The sequence below is a fragment of the Hoylesella timonensis 4401737 = DSM 22865 = JCM 15640 genome, from assembly GCF_000455445.1.
Taxonomy (GTDB): domain Bacteria; phylum Bacteroidota; class Bacteroidia; order Bacteroidales; family Bacteroidaceae; genus Prevotella; species Prevotella timonensis.
Map to the genome: position 1 here is coordinate 187501 of NZ_HG417090.1, position 18284 is coordinate 205784.

General features: G+C 39.7%; 16 protein-coding genes and 3 pseudogenes. 7 read left to right on the forward strand and 12 right to left on the reverse strand.

From position 1 onward, the window contains the following. Nucleotides 1–251: 251 nt before the first annotated feature. From BN35_RS00830 to BN35_RS00840, 3 genes are all read right to left on the reverse strand, one after another. Nucleotides 252–641 carry a DUF1573 domain-containing protein gene (locus tag BN35_RS00830; protein WP_025072368.1) on the reverse strand — a complete coding sequence of 130 codons (390 nt, stop codon included), beginning with the start codon at nt 639–641 and terminating at the stop codon, nt 252–254. A gap of 370 nt (nt 642–1011) precedes the next feature. After that, entirely contained in the window at nt 1012–1539 is a 528-nt protein-coding gene (locus BN35_RS00835; protein ID WP_025072367.1) for a hypothetical protein, read from the reverse strand. A gap of 424 nt (nt 1540–1963) precedes the next feature. Then, complete coding sequence (locus BN35_RS00840; RefSeq protein WP_025072366.1) at nt 1964–2410, reverse strand: DUF4348 domain-containing protein; 447 nt, start codon at nt 2408–2410, stop codon at nt 1964–1966. Nucleotides 2411–2457: 47 nt separating this feature from the next. On the opposite strand from BN35_RS00840, the pseudogene BN35_RS14325 reads away from it, so the two are divergent. Further along, nucleotides 2458–2605 (forward strand): annotated as a pseudogene (locus tag BN35_RS14325) (IS982 family transposase); the annotation flags it as partial. A gap of 101 nt (nt 2606–2706) precedes the next feature. Here the strand turns inward: BN35_RS14325 and BN35_RS00845 are convergent. Beyond that, a pseudogene (locus BN35_RS00845) lies at nt 2707–3486 on the reverse strand (RHS repeat-associated core domain-containing protein); the annotation flags it as partial. 142 nt (nt 3487–3628) lie between these two features. After that, nucleotides 3629–4120, reverse strand: a complete 492-nt coding sequence (locus tag BN35_RS00850) for a hypothetical protein (RefSeq protein WP_025072364.1) — start codon at nt 4118–4120, stop codon at nt 3629–3631. Nucleotides 4121–4155: 35 nt separating this feature from the next. On the opposite strand from BN35_RS00850, the pseudogene BN35_RS14000 reads away from it, so the two are divergent. From BN35_RS14000 to BN35_RS00860, 3 genes and pseudogenes are all read left to right on the forward strand, one after another. Then, nucleotides 4156–4306: pseudogene (locus tag BN35_RS14000) on the forward strand (IS982 family transposase); the annotation flags it as partial. 247 nt (nt 4307–4553) lie between these two features. Continuing rightward, nucleotides 4554–6314, forward strand: a complete 1761-nt coding sequence (gene aspS, locus BN35_RS00855) for an aspartate--tRNA ligase (RefSeq protein ID WP_028900757.1) — start codon at nt 4554–4556, stop codon at nt 6312–6314. Between the two features lie 147 nt (nt 6315–6461). Further along, on the forward strand, nt 6462–6758 hold the full coding sequence (locus BN35_RS00860; RefSeq protein ID WP_025072363.1) for a winged helix-turn-helix domain-containing protein: 297 nt from the start codon (nt 6462–6464) through the stop codon (nt 6756–6758). A gap of 99 nt (nt 6759–6857) precedes the next feature. Here BN35_RS00860 and BN35_RS00865 read toward each other — a convergent pair whose 3' ends face one another. After that, entirely contained in the window at nt 6858–7253 is a 396-nt protein-coding gene (locus BN35_RS00865; protein ID WP_025072362.1) for a cupredoxin domain-containing protein, read from the reverse strand. A gap of 340 nt (nt 7254–7593) precedes the next feature. Between BN35_RS00865 and lepA the strand changes: the two genes are divergently transcribed. Together lepA and BN35_RS00875 are read left to right on the forward strand one after the other, a co-directional pair. Next, nucleotides 7594–9375 (forward strand): translation elongation factor 4, encoded by a 1782-nt coding sequence (gene lepA / locus BN35_RS00870; protein ID WP_025072361.1) that lies wholly within the window; start codon nt 7594–7596, stop codon nt 9373–9375. Between the two features lie 36 nt (nt 9376–9411). Continuing rightward, nucleotides 9412–10011 carry a Crp/Fnr family transcriptional regulator gene (locus BN35_RS00875; RefSeq protein WP_025072360.1) on the forward strand — a complete coding sequence of 200 codons (600 nt, stop codon included), beginning with the start codon at nt 9412–9414 and terminating at the stop codon, nt 10009–10011. Between the two features lie 98 nt (nt 10012–10109). On the opposite strand, the gene BN35_RS00880 is transcribed toward BN35_RS00875, so the two are convergent. From BN35_RS00880 to dnaN, 5 genes are all read right to left on the reverse strand, one after another. After that, a complete protein-coding gene (locus tag BN35_RS00880; protein ID WP_044071047.1) occupies nt 10110–11747 on the reverse strand; it encodes a tetratricopeptide repeat protein in 1638 nt (545 codons plus the stop codon). 57 nt (nt 11748–11804) lie between these two features. Beyond that, nucleotides 11805–13466: a DNA repair protein RecN gene (gene recN / locus BN35_RS00885; protein ID WP_025072358.1), complete on the reverse strand. Its 1662-nt coding sequence runs from the start codon at nt 13464–13466 to the stop codon at nt 11805–11807. Next, entirely contained in the window at nt 13467–14381 is a 915-nt protein-coding gene (gene porD / locus BN35_RS00890) for a type IX secretion system protein PorD (RefSeq protein ID WP_025072357.1), read from the reverse strand. It lies immediately after the preceding gene. A 1-nt stretch (nt 14382) separates the two neighbouring features. Next, a complete protein-coding gene (locus BN35_RS00895) occupies nt 14383–15243 on the reverse strand; it encodes a 3'-5' exonuclease (RefSeq protein ID WP_025072356.1) in 861 nt (286 codons plus the stop codon). 94 nt (nt 15244–15337) lie between these two features. Further along, on the reverse strand, nt 15338–16462 hold the full coding sequence (gene dnaN / locus BN35_RS00900; RefSeq protein ID WP_025072355.1) for a DNA polymerase III subunit beta: 1125 nt from the start codon (nt 16460–16462) through the stop codon (nt 15338–15340). 169 nt (nt 16463–16631) lie between these two features. Here dnaN and BN35_RS00905 point away from each other — a divergent pair, with 169 nt between their 5' ends. Continuing rightward, nucleotides 16632–17045 carry a DUF3127 domain-containing protein gene (locus tag BN35_RS00905; protein WP_025072354.1) on the forward strand — a complete coding sequence of 138 codons (414 nt, stop codon included), beginning with the start codon at nt 16632–16634 and terminating at the stop codon, nt 17043–17045. Nucleotides 17046–17244: 199 nt separating this feature from the next. Here the strand turns inward: BN35_RS00905 and hisC are convergent, their stop codons facing one another. Beyond that, nucleotides 17245–18279, reverse strand: a complete 1035-nt coding sequence (gene hisC, locus BN35_RS00910; protein ID WP_028900754.1) for a histidinol-phosphate transaminase — start codon at nt 18277–18279, stop codon at nt 17245–17247. Nucleotides 18280–18284: the final 5 nt, after the last annotated feature.

Genomic DNA, 18284 nt, shown 5'->3' on the forward strand with positions numbered 1-18284 from the left:
ATAACTCAATGGGTTAGTGCCTTTAACCCATGTAGATAACCAGCTTAACCCATGTAGATAACCAGCTTAACCCATGTAGATAACGGCATTATCCCATGTCTTCAATCTCGGCGGCTCATACTGCCTGTACTTTGGAAGACTGACGCTCGCACATTTTTTTAACGAGAGAGAGGACATTTTGGGGAAAATAAAAAAGGCAATTCAAAGAAGGATATCTTCAAATTGCCTGATATTCATAGTGCTATGTTCGTCTATTTAGCTTCTTTCATGACTCCCTCGATGTAGAGACGAGTCATTTCTGGATTGCCATTTGTGCGAACAGTAATCGTTTTCTTAAAATGACCAGGGAACTTGCCCTTACCATTATAGGTTACTTTGATTTCGCCTTTCTTACCCGGTTGAATAGGGGTTTTGGTATATGCTGGAACTGTGCAGCCGCAGCTTGCTACAGCCTGATTGATAATCAGAGGCGCATTACCCACATTGGTAAAGGTAAAAACGCAGGTTTGAACAGGTGAACTCTCACTGAACTCACCGAAACTCTGTGTTGTTTTATCAAACTTGATTTGTGCATTCTGTTGTGCATTTGCCATGGTGAAACAGGTAAAGAGCATCAACGTTAGCATCATTAATTTTTTCATTGTTTATCCTTTCTTTTACAACTATTCGCTGCAAAGATAGATATAAAATAATGATAACGGTCAAATATTAAGAAAAATTAAACTATTGTCTTCATGAATTTTTCCTCAGAAGATCTCTTTATTTTCTTTTGAGGTCTTGTTGTTGCACATAAGGATAATACTATCAGAAATATTAAGCAAATAATAGATGTTTTTTTCATTATTTAAAAGTTTAAATGTTCACACCTCTTTTCTCCTCTCCCTCCATACAGATGTGTAAAGAGCGTCTTGCCTGCAATCATAGTAGCTTTAATATTTACTTGTATTTGATGGTCCTTTCCATAAAATATATTATAATAGTTATCGCTATATAGAAGTTCACAATATTATCCTATTCCTTTGTGAAACAATGTATTGATTTTTCAGATAAGTTCACTATAAACATCTTATAATCTTTATTGTTGCCATTTAGTGGATTTATTACATCAACAAGGGGGTTACTGGCAAATGCGTTGGTCGTATTTTCTTCATATCTTGTAATTCTATATGCATAAAGATTTACAAATACAAAAAAATGCGTATTATCTTTATAGCATAAATATTGTCTAAAATAACAATTTAACACATTATTTTGTTTGTCAAAATAATGGTTGTTATCCTTTTTATCAAGATACTTAATTATAAGTGCCTCTACGTCATTTATGCAATCTTCGGTCATCTTTATATATTTCTGATTACTTGTTAAAACCCCTTTCCCATTTATCAATTGAGCGTTAGAAGCTAAAATGTGAATCTTAGAATTTTGATTACAATCTTTAGCCCATTTCTTTTCAATCCTTATCGACTTTTGTTCAGTCTGTTTACCAGTGCAAGCAAACAAACTGAACAAAATTATTACAGCAAAACATTTATACCACATATACTAAAATTTATAATCAAAGCCAACTGTTCCTGGTTGGTCGGTGTTTTTATATGTAATAGGTTTTCCATTCTTATCTTTAACAAACTCTCCATTACGATATACTTCGTAGAGTCAACCAGCAAGTGCAAAATTAGTCAATCCTTTTATAAAACTCTTGTTTGGTGTTGAAAACTTGAGTTTTTCACTTCCAATCTGGAGTACAAAGTGCCGACGCGTTCTCGTATATTCACTTTTCATTGTTTTGGACTACAAATATAGCAAAAGGCAGTGAATCTTTCCTCGCCTCTACGCCAAACCATATAAACATCATATTGATAATCAGATGATTATTTTGATAACTCTCGATTTGGAGCATTACCCGAAATTTGTTATATCTTAGAACTCTGTTATTCAAAGATATTCTGAATTTGTCGAATTCACGTTAATTAGAATAGTCATCTATCTGAAATAATATCCAAGAACGCTTATCTGTTTTAAATAAATATTTCATATATATTCCCGAATCATAGCCCTTTAAGATAACAGTATGCGTCATTGTATCAACCTTTAACATTATTTTTTGCCCATCTATTATAGAATCGTTGAATTTTGTATATATCCAATCACTCTTGCTGATATGAAGAATCGAGTCTGTCTCTTCATAATCATAACCTTCATATATAATTTTCAACGGAAACAAAATGTGTTTCCGTTGAAAACATGAGTCTGAGGCGAACTTTTTGAAAAAATCATAAAAAGTTGTTTTTCCTGTCACATTTTTTTTTAGTGATATCACAGCCCTATCCTTTAAAACTTGCTTTTTATTATTTGGTTGTGCACAGCTTATTAAACAGAGGAAAACAAATAGTATGTAAGTAAACTTATTCATAATATATGATAACTACTCGTTGGCGGAATTTATTTAAGTTGATAAGTATGAGTAAAAAGTTGCACACGTCGTTGAGCTTTTAGTAACTTAGTGGTACAAAATCTATTAGGTTATAAAATCATTGCTATGCACAACCTCATGGCAAAGTTCCAAAAAATACTTGAAATCTGCAAGCAATATGCTGGAAATCAAGTTTGCCTCTGCCCTCATTGGCACAATCGTTGAGCGTTCCTCTACGATTGGCTGCACTCGGCATCGTGCAAGCAAGCTTGCCTCTGCTTTCGCTTAAACGAATAATTCTCATCGGCTGCCAGCAAGCGGTTCTCCTCGTCCCACTTGAACTTCTGCTCACTTGCCCTGTCGTCTTCCTTGTTGTCTTTCTTTACACGAGAGGTGGTGATGTAGACCAGGTTTCCATTGAGGTCGTAAGCGTACTTGTGTCCGTTATTGATGTTCGTGCTGTCCGTAGGAGTTTCTTCCGTGCGGTAGTTGATGTCACGGACACTGGCCAGTTGGAACTTATGCCCCGTAGAGCCCTGATAGGTGTAGGTGAGGTCATAGCCTGCATTGAGGGTACCGTTGAACTGCACGTTACTTTGCGTGAGGTGCTGCTTCTTGCTTGTGATTCGATGCATGTTGTCGTAGCCCATGGCAAGGGTGTAAGATGTCGTCTTATTGTCCGTTCCCTTGTAAGTACCTGTTGAGCTTGACAAACGGTACAAAGGGTCATAAGTATAGCTGTGGCTCTTCTGTCCGCCAGCCTTGCCACTCTGTGGGAGCGGAGCATTGTTCTGAACACCCAACACATTGCTCACGGCATCATAGCTGTAGACATTGTCCATGATGGTACCTGCCTTGGCATTCACTACAAGGTTCTGCAACCGTCTGCGTGCAGGGTCGTAGCTGTAGAACGTTTCCGCTCCGTTACAGTATTTCAGGTAGGTGCGCTGCTCGAACTTGTCGTAGCCTATCTTACTGACATAGTCGTAATGGGTAGTTTTATAGCCACTGACCTTCTCTACCTGCCCACCGAGGTTATAGCCGTAGGTTACTTTCTCCTCATCGGGGTAAATCATTTCCAATAGGCGGTTATGGCTGTCATACTTCCACTGTGTGACGTAAGTTGCCACTGCTTGATTAGGCACAATCAGCGTGCGCACGGTCTTCAACACCTCGCCCAAATTGCCGTAGTAGTACTCGATGGCACCGCTACCGTCCTTAATAATTATCATCATGCACAAACCACTTGTTGTTCGTGAGTAAATTTAGTATTTTCTCATTGTTGAATTTCTTAATTTGAAAAGAAAAGGTTAAATACCCCACGTCAACATTATTATGGATTAACCATTCGAACGTTTCGTCAAAAATAGTTAGGCCTATCATGTAATAAGTGTCAATACTTTCCTTGCTTCGCCCTCGTGGAGTATAAGTCTTGTTTCCTCTCATGAACTCTATAAACTCTTTCCTTGAAAATATAGAATAGATTTCATCTTTTGTTATATTATACCCTTTTGTTAAGTAGATAAAGTTGGAGTCTATGTTTTGGAACAAAGGCATAAAAACAGGCTCTAAAAAATCAACAACAGGCCATTCATATTCAAAATTTAAAGTTTTGACTTGTTCTTGGTTATTGACAAAACCGTCAATGTCTAAACTATATATTTTATATAGTTGCTCTGTTATATGTGAATCTATAATACTTTCAATCATTGACTCGTTGGCAGAATTTATTTAAGTTGATAAGTATGAGTAAAAAGTTGTACACGTCGTTAACTTTTTAGTAACTTAGTGGTACAAAATCTATTAGGTTATAAAATCATTGTTATGCACAACCTCATGGCAAAGTTCCAAAAAATACTTGAAATCTGCAAGCAATATGCTGGAAATCAAGTCAACGGGAAGAGAACATAGAGTCAACCAGCAAGTGCAAAAATAGTCAATCATTTTATAAAACTCTTGTTTGGTGTTGAAAACTTGAGTTTTTCACTTCCAATCTGGATGATACCGCACAAAGCTGGCGTAAAAATTTGAAATGCAGATTAGTGATTGCAGACTTTGCTTGTTTCAGCAATTTTAATTAATTTTGCAATGTTGTAAATGGAATCCATTGTGGGCTCCTAAAAATGAATATAATTTTCAAACTATGTATAGAACAAATACATGTGGAGAGTTAAGGCTCTCTGATGTGAACAAGGAAGTAACCTTGTCGGGATGGGTACAACGCACCCGAAAAATGGGCGGAATGACTTTTGTTGATTTGCGCGACCGTTATGGAATAACACAACTGGTTTTTAATGAAGCCGCTGATGCAAAGCTCTGTGAACAGGCAAACAAGCTGGGACGTGAGTTCTGTATTCAGGTCAAAGGCACGGTGAGCGAACGACAAAGCAAAAATGAAAAGATGCCCACAGGAGACATTGAGATACTTGTGAGTCAATTAGTGATTTTGAGCGAGAGCCTCACACCTCCTTTTAAGATAGAGGATGAGACAGATGGTGGCGATGATTTGCGCATGAAGTATCGCTATTTGGATTTGCGTCGCCCTACGGTGCGGAAGAATCTCGAATTGCGTCATCGCATGACTATTCTGATTCGTAATTTCTTGGATAATGAGCAGTTCATTGAGGTGGAAACACCTATACTGATTGGGTCTACTCCCGAGGGCGCACGTGATTTTGTGGTACCTTCACGTATGAACCCAGGACAGTTCTATGCACTACCACAAAGTCCTCAAACCTTGAAACAGTTGTTAATGGTGAGCGGCTTCGACCGTTACTTCCAGATAGCTAAATGTTTCAGAGATGAAGACTTGCGTGCCGACCGACAGCCTGAGTTTACACAAATAGACTGTGAGATGAGCTTTGTCGATCAGGAAGATGTGATTGGCTTGTTTGAAAACCTTTGTCGTCATCTTTTCAAGGAAATTCGAGGAGTTGAATTGCCTGCCAAGCTGCAACAAATGACTTGGGCAGAGGCGATGAAACGCTTTGGAAGCGATAAACCCGACTTGCGGTTTGGAATGGAGTTTGTGGAACTGATGGATACTCTGAAGGGGAAAGCAGACTTCAGTGTGTTTAACGAGGCAGCTTATATTGGTGGAATTTGTGTACCGGGCTGTGCTAACTACACGCGCAAGCAATTGGATGGCTTGACAGAGTTTGTAAAGCGTCCACAGGTAGGTGCCAAAGGATTGGTGTACATTAAATATAATGAGGACGGGAGTATCAAGAGTTCCATCGATAAATTTTATACACAAGAGCAGCTGTTAGCGGTGAAAGAGCAGATGGGGGCTAAAGATGGCGACCTTGTGCTGATATTGAGCGGAAACCAACCTAACAAGACTCGCGTACAGTTGTGTGCGCTGAGACTTGAGATGGGCGAACGACTCGGCTTGCGAGATAAGAACAAGTTTGAGTGTCTGTGGATTGTCGATTTCCCACTCTTTGAGTGGAGCGACGAGGAACAGCGATTGATGGCAACACATCATCCGTTTACCATGCCCAATCCAGAAGATATCCCACTGCTGGACGAACATCCCGAGAAAGTTAGAGCAAAGGCTTACGACTTTGTTTGCAATGGCATCGAAGTGGGAGGTGGCAGTTTGAGAATCCATGACGGTCAGTTACAAGCAAAAATGTTTGAAATCTTAGGCTTCACTCCAGAAAAAGCCATGGCTCAATTTGGCTTCTTAATCAATGCCTTTAAGTACGGTGCGCCACCTCATGCAGGGTTAGCATTCGGCCTGGATCGCTTTGTGAGCATCATGGCTGGGCTTGACAGTATTCGTGACTGTATTGCCTTCCCAAAAAACAACAGCGGAAGGGATGTGATGTTAGATGCTCCTAATTGTATCGATGATAAGCAGTTGGATGAATTGCAGATAAAACTTGATTTACATCAATAAACGACGATTTTTATGCGTCGTTGGCTGCAAATGTGTTATTTCGTTAATTGAAAATTAGTATATTTAAAAGAAAAATACTACTTTTGTATCATAAATTATAAACAAACAGCCACATGTGGCTTAATAATAATTAATAACTTAGCGATTATGACAGAAAAGAAAGTAACAACAGCAGCAGCTTCTAAGAAGGCAGCTCCAGCAAAGAAAACTACAGCATGCAAAAGAACTTCTGTGAAGAAGGCTGCATTGGTAGTAAACGCGGAAAGTGTTGGTTTCCGTGCTGGTGATGTTTATCAAACATTGGCATCAGCTGGTAAGGCAATGAGCGTAGCTGAAATTGCTAAAGCTGCAAAAATCGGAACAGAAGAAGTTTACTTAGGAATAGGTTGGCTTTTCAAAGAAGGTAAAATAAAAGATGCTGATCATCTTTTTACCTTAGCTTAAATCGTGCAATTCTCTTAGAGAGATACAACTGCAAAAGATGAGTTTGTTTTGGATAAAAACAAACTCATCTTTTTTAAGTGCTATGCTTGCTGTCGCAGTTTACTGGTAATCCTTTACACGTATGGTTTGTTGATAAAGCACCTTGTTAGGATTTTTGCTTGAATGAATGATATAGGCAAAATTATAGTTTGCTTCTTTCAGCTTCTTGATACTTGTGTTATCTTTGATTTCCTTAATCAGAAGTGAATGTAACTTTTGCGTGTTTCGCTTGACGATTTCAGGATTATCCAATTCGTCCACAAACGAACAAAAGTATTGGTATGTTTTCGTAGCTTTGTCAAAGGTCACACTATCTGTTCTGGTACTGTTGACAACAGGAGTGGGACAGTATTTCTCGGTGTATTCCTTAGCTTCACGAACACATCTATCTTCTAAATTTTCGTGACAGCTCATCAGAGCTAAAACGGTGGTTGCGACAATAAAAATCCTTTTCATTTGTTGATGTTTGTTTCTTGCAAAGATACATATATTTTACTAATTTTATGAATAGCTCCAACGAATTATTAAAGATAAATAGCTATCTTTGCAGAAGTTTGGCTTCGCCTCAACATAGAAAGTAAACTTTCTCTGTCTTCGGCTTGCGCAACCTTTATAGAAGATTGGCTTCGCCTCCACATAGAAAGTAAACTTTCTCTGTCTTCGGCTTGCGCAATCTTTATAGAAGATTGGCTTCGCCTCAACATAGAAAGTAAACTTTCTCTGTCTTCGGCTCGCGCAACCTTTGCACAACAGGATTATTGACGATAACTAAATTGGCAGATAACGAAACAAACCAATGAATAGAATTAGGAATTTTTGTATAATAGCTCATATTGATCACGGGAAATCAACCTTAGCAGACCGGTTGTTAGAATATACGAATACGGTACAAGTAACAGGCGGTCAGATGTTGGATGATATGGATTTGGAGAAAGAGCGTGGTATAACGATTAAGAGTCATGCCATCCAAATGGAGTATCAGTATGAAGGCGAAAACTATATACTCAATCTCATTGATACTCCTGGACACGTTGACTTCTCGTATGAAGTGAGCAGAAGTATTGCGGCGTGTGAGGGAGCACTCTTGGTTGTTGATGCAACACAGGGTGTGCAGGCTCAAACCATATCAAACTTGTATATGGCGATCGACCACGATTTGGAAATTATTCCTGTCATCAACAAGATTGATATGCCTTCGGCAATGCCTGAAGAAGTGGAAGATGAAATCATTGAACTCATTGGTTGTGAACGCTCGGATATTTTACGTGCATCGGGGAAGACAGGACAGGGAATAGAAGAAATCTTGAAAGCGGTAGTGGAGCGTGTGCCTCATCCAGTAGGAGATACAGATGCGCCCTTGCAGGCTTTGATTTTCGATTCCGTCTTTAATAGTTTTCGTGGTATCATCGCTTACTTCAAAATAGAAAATGGAAGTATCAAGAAAGGCGATAAAGTCAAATTCTATAACACTGGAATGGAATATGATGCCGACGAAATCGGAATTCTTAAGATGAATATGGTTCCGAAGCAGGAGCTTAGCACAGGTGAAGTGGGATATATCATTAGCGGAATTAAGGATGCCAAAGAGGTGAAGGTTGGTGATACCATTACTCATGTTGCTCGTCCTTGTACGCAAGCTATCTCTGGTTTCCAAGAAGTGAAGCCCATGGTCTTTGCGGGTGTCTATCCGATAGATCCCAATGACTATGAAAATCTGCGTGCTTCCTTGGAAAAGCTGCAACTCAACGATGCGTCGTTGTCTTTTCTCCCTGAATCGTCCATCGCACTCGGCTTTGGTTTCAGATGTGGATTCTTAGGACTGTTGCACATGGAGATTGTGCAAGAACGCTTGGACAGGGAATTTAATATGGAAGTGATTACTACCGTTCCCAACGTTTCTTATATGGTTTATGACAAACATGGCGAATCGAAGGAAGTTCATAATCCATCGGGACTTCCTGAACAGACGATGATTGAACATATTGAAGAGCCTTATATTAAAGCCACGATCATCACGGACGCTAATTATATAGGTCCGATTATGACGCTTTGTTTGGACAAACGAGGGGAATTGATAAAACAGGAATTTATTTCTGGCAATAGGGTAGAGCTGCATTTTATGTTGCCATTAGGCGAAATCGTGATAGACTTTTACGATAAGTTGAAATCTATCTCTAAGGGATATGCCTCATTCGATTACCATGTGGATTCGTTCAGACCTTCTAAACTTGCAAAATTGGATATTCTCTTGAATGGTGAGCCTGTGGATGCGCTTTCTACTTTAACACACCAAGACAATGCGGTGACCTTAGGAAGGAAGATGTGCGAAAAACTGAAAGATTTAATTCCAAGACAGCAATTTGACATTGCGATACAGGCGGCTATTGGAGGTAAGATCGTTGCAAGAGAGACTATCAAATGTGTACGCAAAGATGTGACTGCCAAATGTTACGGTGGTGATGTGAGTCGTAAACGAAAACTCTTAGAGAAGCAGAAGAAGGGTAAGAAGCGGATGAAACAGATTGGTAATGTAGAGGTTCCGCAGAAGGCTTTCCTTGCTGTTCTGAAATTAGATTAGGAAGAAGAAAATGCTAACTTTAACAATCATACAAAAATGAAAGAACCTGTCAATACACCTCGTGATATTGCGAGGGAATTAGCTCGTAAATATAGTACGATGACTCACGAAGAATTAGATGCTTTGGAGAGTATTTTGGTGCCTATGAAGTTTGCTAAAGGTGAAATGATATTGGCAGAAGGAGAAATTTGTCAATGTATTTATTACTTGGATAAAGGTCTCATACGACAGTTCTATTTTAAGAATGATAAGGAAGTGACCGAGCATCTTAGTGCCGATCACACCATATTTATGTGTATCGAGAGTTTGTTTAAGGAAGAACCGAGTCATTTGCAGGTAGAGGCTTTAGAGGCTTCTGTTATTTATGCGTTGCCGAAAGAAGAGTTAGAGAAAGTTGCCTTGCATAACGTGAATATTCAGATGATGTATAGAAAGATATTAGAAGAAAGTTTGATTATCTCACAGATACATGCCGACTTGGTTCGCTTTGAAACAGCTCAAAATAGATATAAGCGCATGTGTAAGTTATATCCACAAGTAGTTTTCAGAGCTCCGCTTACTTATGTGGCTAATTATCTTCAGATGACACCTGAAACATTGAGTCGCGTAAGGACTTCTATGTTAATGGAAGATTAGTTTTCAAAATATGATAGGGAAGAGCAAATTTTCTTCGCTCATCCCTATTGTTTTTGTCATTTTAAGAATTACTCTTTTTCATTCGACGCTTGCGGCTGTTATTTATATTTATCAATGTAGTCTTGAGCCCTTTTATCGCCTAATTGTTTAGCTTTCTCAAATGCCTCTATGCCTAACTTCTTTTGCTTCTTCTGAATGAGCGCAAGTCCTTTGATAAGATAGATGTCAGGATAATTAGGTGCTATCCCAATGCAGAGTTCAGTAGTTTTAAGGGCATCGTCTATGTAGTTTACTTTGAGTTGCAACGAAGCCATTTCAGCCAAATAGGTTGGCTCTTGTCGATTGAGCACGGCTGCATGAGCAATATCATTCAGTGCCTGTTGGTATCTTCGTAGTTTTACATTACAATTAAAGCGTGTATAATAAAATTCATGGTTTGCCCTTCCAAGCATGAGTGTGTCATAGCGGTTATAATCCATGATGGCTTTTTTGTAATCGCCCGCTTGGTCATAAGCTGCCCCACGTGCAAGTACAAATGGAGCGGCAATGGGTGTCAAGGGCTGAGGACATGCAGCGACAGCACTGTCAAGCAGACTCAGAATCTCTGCTTGGTTTGCCTTTAATTGTGCTTTTGCCTGTGCGGCTTCGTAAAAAAGTTCTCCGGAACGTAGATTCGTTTTCGTCAAGGCTAAGAACATGTCATACGCTTTCTGATAGTTTCCCTTGGAGTAAATAATTTGTGCTTGTTGGTGCTGATAGGCTGGCAAAGGATTTATTTCATAAGCCTTTTGTGCTTCCGCAAGCGCTTTGTCAAGCGACCATGCTAAGTAGGTGGAGTCTGGCTGAAAAAGTTGTTGATGAAAAATGATTTTTGCATATTCAGCATGTGCCACATCTTTCTTGTGTACATTTTTAATGGCAGTCTCCATTTCGGTTGTAGCTTTTGCAAATTCTTTTTTGTTGGCATACTGTCTTGCCTGTGCTGCATATCCATCTACAGCTTGAGGAAATAAGTGCTTAAAATCTTGGATATATTTAAGATAGTTTTTCTTGTTTTGCTCTGAAGCCATCATCAGCGTCACCAAGGCATCTTCTTCTTTCGCAGGCAATTGTGTCCTGATAGTGGTTTGTCTTAAAACAGGGTCTGCTAAAGAAAGTCCGTTGTTAATCTGCATGTCTTTCATGAAATGAGCATCCACCGCATGCGTTCCTTCCGAATGGTTCGCATGTTGTAAAATTCCAATGAGTTCGCCTTTCGCATTTACAAAAGGACAGCCCTCCATATTCTCTGGTGTCTCCGAGGAGAATATATAATAGGTGTACTTGTCCATGAAAAGTTCTGTTTTCTGGATAGGTACTTGTTTTGCGTCTTGATTTTTAATGGAATAACCCAACATCCAGACTTTCTCACTATCATTAGATGGCGTACTTGCTATTTTAATACGTGTCGTCTTTCCATTGACTTTGAATTTACAGACATCGTACAACTCATTAGCCCCAATGATGACATCCACGGGCAAAGCATTCCCGTTTGTGTCAATGACCACTGCACTGTCTGCGCCTACAAAAGGATAGAACGCACTGATAGCCTCTCCATTATCGTTGATAAAGACGCCATTGGTAGAGGCTAATAGGGTGCCGTCTGTTTTGAAAGTCGTTAGGCTAAAAATAGAAGCTGCTGCTTTCTTTACCTGTTTTGATTGACCATGGACATACGTTACGGAGAATGTAGCCATGAATAAAAGCGTTAATAAGTAAGATATTTTATTTTTTATATTCATCATGTGGTTGTCTTAGTTTACATTTAAAAGTTCACGTGCGTTAGCTAATGCTGCCTTGGTAATGTTGCTACCGCTGAGCATTTGTGCGATTTCTTCTATTCGTTGTTGCTCATTTAGCGGAGTCATATTGCTGATGGTACCGTTGGGAGTTTCCGTCTTAGAGACTTTATAATGATTTTTCCCCATGGCGGCAATCTGTGGTAAATGCGTGATGCTGATGACCTGTCTGTGGTTATTTCCCATTTCGTCCATGATGTGCGCCATCTTTTCTGCTACACTTCCACTCACTCCTGTGTCTATCTCGTCGAAGATAATGGTTGGGAGCTTTACAGCTCCACTAATCATTGCTTTTAGAGAGAGCATCACGCGGGCAATCTCTCCACCTGACGCAACTTGTGATACAGGACTTAAAGGGGAGTTTGTGTTGGCACTAAACAGAAACGAGACACTATCTTTTCCGTTCGGGCTTAACTCTTTTGGTTTGATGTCTACCTTAAAGTTGATTTTAGGAATACCGAGCGGAACTAATCTTGCTTTCATCTCTGACTCGATAGTCTTTGCTGCTTTCTTTCTGATAGTCGTCAACCTTTCTGCTTGTTGCGTACAGTTATCTAATAACTTTGCAACAATATCTTTTTGTTTCTGTATTTCCTCATCGCTATGATCAAGGAGGTTGATTTGTTCTTGTATTTTTTGTTGGTATGCTATGAGTTCAGCAATTGACGCAACATGATACTTATGTTCTAACGAATTGATGGTGTCTAATCTTGCTTGGCTTTGTTCGAGTTGTTGAGGATTATAAGAAACCTGCTCGCCTTGAGCTGTAATCTCTTGCAGCAAGTCTTTCATCTCAATATAACAACTCTCCATGCGTTGAGAGATTTCTTGCACTGGTGTGTATATCTGCTCTATTTTTTGCAGTTGTTGGCTCACTTGATTCAGTGTTTCTATAATGCCGTTCGATTCGTTAGAAATGAGATTTTGTGATAGATAGAGTGCTGATTTGATTTCCTCGGCATGTTCAAGGGTTGAAATCTCTTGTTCTAATACTTCTTGTTCCCCCTCTGATAGTGCTGCGTCACTAAGTTCTTGGAGCTGGAATCGTAAATAGTCTTCATTCTCTTGGTCTTTTGACACCTTGGCTATCATCTCTTCCAATATCGTTTGTTCTTTTTTATAGTTCTGATAGCTTTCTTGATACTTTCGCAGTGTATCTTCGTCCTTGGTCAAAATATCAACAACATGCAATTGAAAATCCTCTTTGTTTAACAATAGATTTTGGTGTTGTGAATGAATATCGATGAGGCGTTCTCCCAAATCTTTCATCACTGTAAGCGAAGCAGGAGTGTCGTTGATAAAAGCTCGGCTCTTCCCATTGATGTTGATTTCTCTTCTTAAGATACAGTCATGAGGGTCGTCGTCAAGGTCATTTTCTAAGAAGAAATCTTTGAGGTTATATTGCCGAATATCAAAATGAGCCTCAATAACGCAACGTTCCTTTCCTTGTCTAATTTGTTTGGTGTCGGCACGGTTGCCTTTTAATAATCCTAAAGCTCCTAAGATGATACTTTTTCCTGCCCCCGTTTCACCCGTGATAACCGAGAATCCGGGATGAAACAGTATGTTCATTTCGTCAATGAGCGTAAAGTTTTGTATATATAGTTGTTTGAGCATTTATTCTTTGATTTTTTCCCAGGCTTCATTTTGCGAAGCATTGATAGAAAACAAGATGTCGTACACTGTCTCTTTTTCCTTTTGCGTACCTTTCCCCTTATAGATATTTGCCAACTCGTCTCTTTTATAGTCGGTCCATATCTGCGGAAGCATGCTCAGGGGTCTGTTCTCACGACTTTTCTTGAGGTCCTCTTGTAGGGCTGTTGTGATGTTGGTACGTCCACGTTCTGCATTGGTAGCCATTTCATCAAGTCCCTTTCTATAATAATCGTATTGCAGTTTTCTAAAAGGAGACATTGCGCTATCCATGTAGTCATTAATGATAGCAAAGCGATTTCGGCTATCATCAAACGATTTCCAACCTGTAAAATTCAGGTTCTGTGCATTGTTCGTGAGACGTAGACACCGTTGCAAGATGTCATCGCCACCCATGAGTGCAAACGAATCAAGGTTAATGCCAATAATTAGATAGGCATAATAGGCAATGAGGGCAGTCAACTGATTGTCTATGGATTCCTCGTTAAACTTGAGTTGGTCGAACTCTGCAAACTCAAAATTAAAGTCATTGTCCGTATTATTATATAAGGTGGAGGTGTAGGCAGAATTGTAAACGGGTCTGTTGGCTTGTATCAGTGCTTTGCAGGTAAACATGTTCGTTGCCTGATCGTATTTCGTTACCGTGATGTTAAAATTGCAAGGTATCCGTTCTATTTTCTTGAAATGGAGGTGTGTCCACTGCCGGTCATTGATGAAGGTGTTCAGTGTTTTCTCCAAGTTCTCAAAGATGCGTTGGTCTGTTCCTTGTATCTGACTGTGATTGATACGCACTTTAGCGTTCAATTCTTGACCGCACGCCCTCTTCGTGCAGCACGTACAGAAAAGAAGTAAACAGATAATCGTACGTATCGTTCTCATTTTACTGATTGTTCTTATTAAATTCACGCAAGCGAATTCTTGTCAACACTTGCTTGGTGTTGTTTGTAAAGTCATTTGATAACATCCAACTGTAATAGCCTGGGTCTTGGCGTAGCACTTCTGAAACAGTCTTTCCCTTGTATTTTCCAAAATTGAATACTTCTACTCTGACAGGCGAACCATTTTCATGGGTCATCACTTTTCCGTTGCTGTCTTTCTGCTCGCGCCATACAATGCGCCCTGCAAAGTCAACAGCGTCGTTTGTCTTCGAGAAGTTAGCCAAGTACTGCATATCATTGGGCAAGGCTCTTTCTTTTTCTTCGGCTTTGTCTGGATCGTATCTCTCGAGCTGCCCCAACAACACCCGATAGGTGGCTTCTGCATCTTCGTTGGCTTTGTGCGCTTGAAAGTCTTCCTCCATCTTTCGTCCGCAGTAAAACTTGTATGCGGCAGCAAGGTTTCGGCGTTCCATCTTATGAAAGATGGTTTGCACGTCAATGAGATTACATTTAGAAAAATCAAAGTCGATACCTGCTCTTAAAAATTCTTCTGCCAAGAGTGGCACGTCAAAGTGGTTGGAGTTGAATCCCGCAATGTCGCTATCCTTAAATTGATTTTGAAGATGTGCTGCTATTTCTTTGAATTTTGGAGCGTTAGCCACGTCTTCATTCGTTATTCCTGTGAGTTCAATCACTTCATGCGGTATCGGTTTCTCTGGATTTACAAAAATACTTTCTCTTTCTTCCTCGCCGTTAGGAAGTACTTTGATGTATGATATTTGGATAATCCTATCATTCACCAAGTCTAATCCAGTGGTTTCTAAGTCGAATATTATTAAAGGCTTCTTTAGATTTAATTTCATTTTTTGATGTAGATGATAAATGTATCTACAAAGTATAAATTCCCGAAGTCTCAGGCGCTCATGTAGATACATTTGGCAAGTTAATGGTGACTATTTAATCGTTCAGTAACATAGGCATGATGAGCATCAATACTTCTTGGTGTTCTGGTTGTGTAGAAGGGATGATAAGCCCTGCACGACTTGGGTCGGCTAATTGAATAGTTACTTCGTCGCTGTCTAAGTTTGTGAGAATGTCTGTCAGCGAACTTCCCTTAAATCCGATACTCATGGTTTGTCCTGTATAATCACACACGATTTGTTCTTTCGCACTTGTCGCAAAGTCGACATCTTCAGAAGACAGTTCTAACTTTCCTGTCTCAAGGTGGAGACGAATGAGTTGACTGCTCTCACTGGCAAAGGGCAAAACTCGTCTTAATGCGCCTAACAATCCTTTTCTATCAACATTGAGCTGATTAGGATTATCCTGCGGAATCACAGAGTTGTAGTTAGGATATTTTCCCTCAATGAGTCTACAAGACAGTGAACCTCCTTCGTATCGTATTTCTGCATTTCTGTTGTCAAACTTAATGACAACATCTCCTTCTCCCTTCGTTAGTACTGTCCTCAACAGTGTAGCGGGCTTCTTAGGTAAGATGAATGAAGCAGGTGTTTCGCTTTTTATTTCAAAATTCTTGTTTCTCACTAATTTATGCCCATCGCTTGCCACGATTGCCAATCCCTCTGGTGTTAAATCAAAATAAATACCATTCATCACAGGACGGAGTTCATCTTGTGCAGTGGCAAAAAGGGAGCGGTTGATGTTGTTGTTCAGAACGTCCGCACCAATTGTAACCACTGTTGCCCCATCGGGTATTTCCGATGTTTGAGGATATTCTGCTGCATTTTGTGCCGTAAAATTATAAACTCCATTTTGGTATAGAATCTTGATGGTAAGATGTTCGGTGTCTACATCGAAAGTCAGTGGTTGCTCTGGCAACTCTTTCACAGCGTCTAAAATGGTTCTGTTGGGCACAGCGAATTTGCCGTTTCCATCGCATTCGTCAAGAGAGACAGAAGTTTGCATCACATTCTCGCTATCGCTTGCGGTGATTTTCAATTCGTTGTTGGCTACATCAAAGAGAAAACAGTCAAGAATAGGTAACGAGTTCTTTAAGTTGATGACCTTAGAAAGCGTTTGCAAACGATTGTTCAAGGCACTGCTTGATAATGTAAATCTCATGGGTATAATTTTTTAATTGTTATTCTTATAAGTAGATACAAAAATACAAAAAACCATTGTCTCAAACAAAAAAACCGTCTAAAAGTTTCGTATTTTAGAAGTATTTTACTAATTTCGCCGTTCAGAGAATCCTATTCAATTGATAAATTATTCATAAAACGTAAGATAAATGGAACTACAAGGAAAGGTGATTGCAGAAACACCTGAGAGAAGTGGCACTTCTGCAAGAGGTGAATGGAAAGCAAAAGATTTTGTGATTGAGACTCACGAACAGTATCCTCATAAAATGTCATTTACTGTATTTGGCGAAGAACGTCTTCAAAGATTTAATATTCAGGTAGGACAAGAAGTGTTGGTGTCCTTTGATATTGATGCTCACGAACACAACGGGCGTTGGTATAATAACATTCGTGCTTATGATGTTCGTCAGGTAGATCCTGCTTCTTTAGGAGTACAAGGCGCTCCAGTGCCTCCACCAATGGGCACCACAGAAACACCATCAACGGGTGCTAACCAGAGTCAAGCACCGTTCCCTCCCCAACCTGCTACGACAGAAGAGAGTACAGACGACTTACCTTTCTAAGTTTTAACAAAGGAAGTTAATTGCTCAAGTGGATTTGATAAGTAATAACTCATCAAATCCACTTTACTTTTGAGTAGGGTAGAGCGTCTTTTTTGAAAAGATGTTTGGCAACAATGAGTGTCCGATGGGCTTCCTCTTCCTTTCTTCTTGACAACTGTGAAGCATCTGTTTTGTGTAGAGTGAGCGCTACGGCACGTTATTAGTACTGTCGTAAAGCAGCCAACAATAAAATGTTTTCAGTTTTTGAGCCTATGGTCACTCTTATGCAGTTTTCGCAGAGTGGAAGATGACTGCAATCATATACGCTAATTCCTTTTTCTCTTAAATATTGATAGATAGCTCCTGCATCATTCATCTTGGCTAAGAAGAAGTTTGCTTCTGAAGCATACACTTGAGCGCATTCGGGTAAAACACTGAAAGAATGTAGCATACGAGTACGCTCTTGAATCATCGTAGAGACCCATTTGTCAATTTCAAAACTATCTTTTAGGATTTCAATGGCTTGCTTTTGTGTCAATGAACTAATATTGAATGGATATTTTATGTTGTTAAACAGTTCAACTATGTCCTTATTTGCATACGCCATTCCCAGCCGTAGGGCAGCACACCCATACGCTGTACTCATCGTATCTAATACAATTAAGTTGGAATATTTTTTCAGTTCGTGCCTGATAGAAGGTTGTTGGGAGAAATCTATATAACTCTCGTCAACAACGACTATCCCGTCAAACAAAGTCAATATTTCGCAAATCGCATCTCTCTGTATGGGCTTGCCAGTAGGGTCGTTGGGCGAACATATCCACACCACTTTGGTGTGTTGGTCACAAGCGTGCAACAACTTGTCTGGCTGCAGCTGAAAGTTGGTATCTAACAGCACAGGCTTATACCCTATGTTGTTGATTTCTGCTAATCGCTTGTATCGCATTCGTGTGGGTGCAATTGCCACAACATTGTCCACTTTTGGCTCACAGAAGATGCGATAAATGAGGTCGATTGCTTCTTCACTTCCATTCCCTAAATAAATATTGTCGGTAGGAACTTTCTTCAGAGCGCTTAATGTCTTCTTGAGTTCTAACTGTAACGGGTCGGGATACCGATTCAGTGGTTTGTTATAGGGATTTTCATTCGCATTTAATCTAATGACGTTTTCATCGAGTGGCGCTTGTTCATCAATAGAAGCACAAGGGTTGAGCTTACGGAGATGCGGACGAATCAGCTGCTCTAATGTTTTCATGCAAA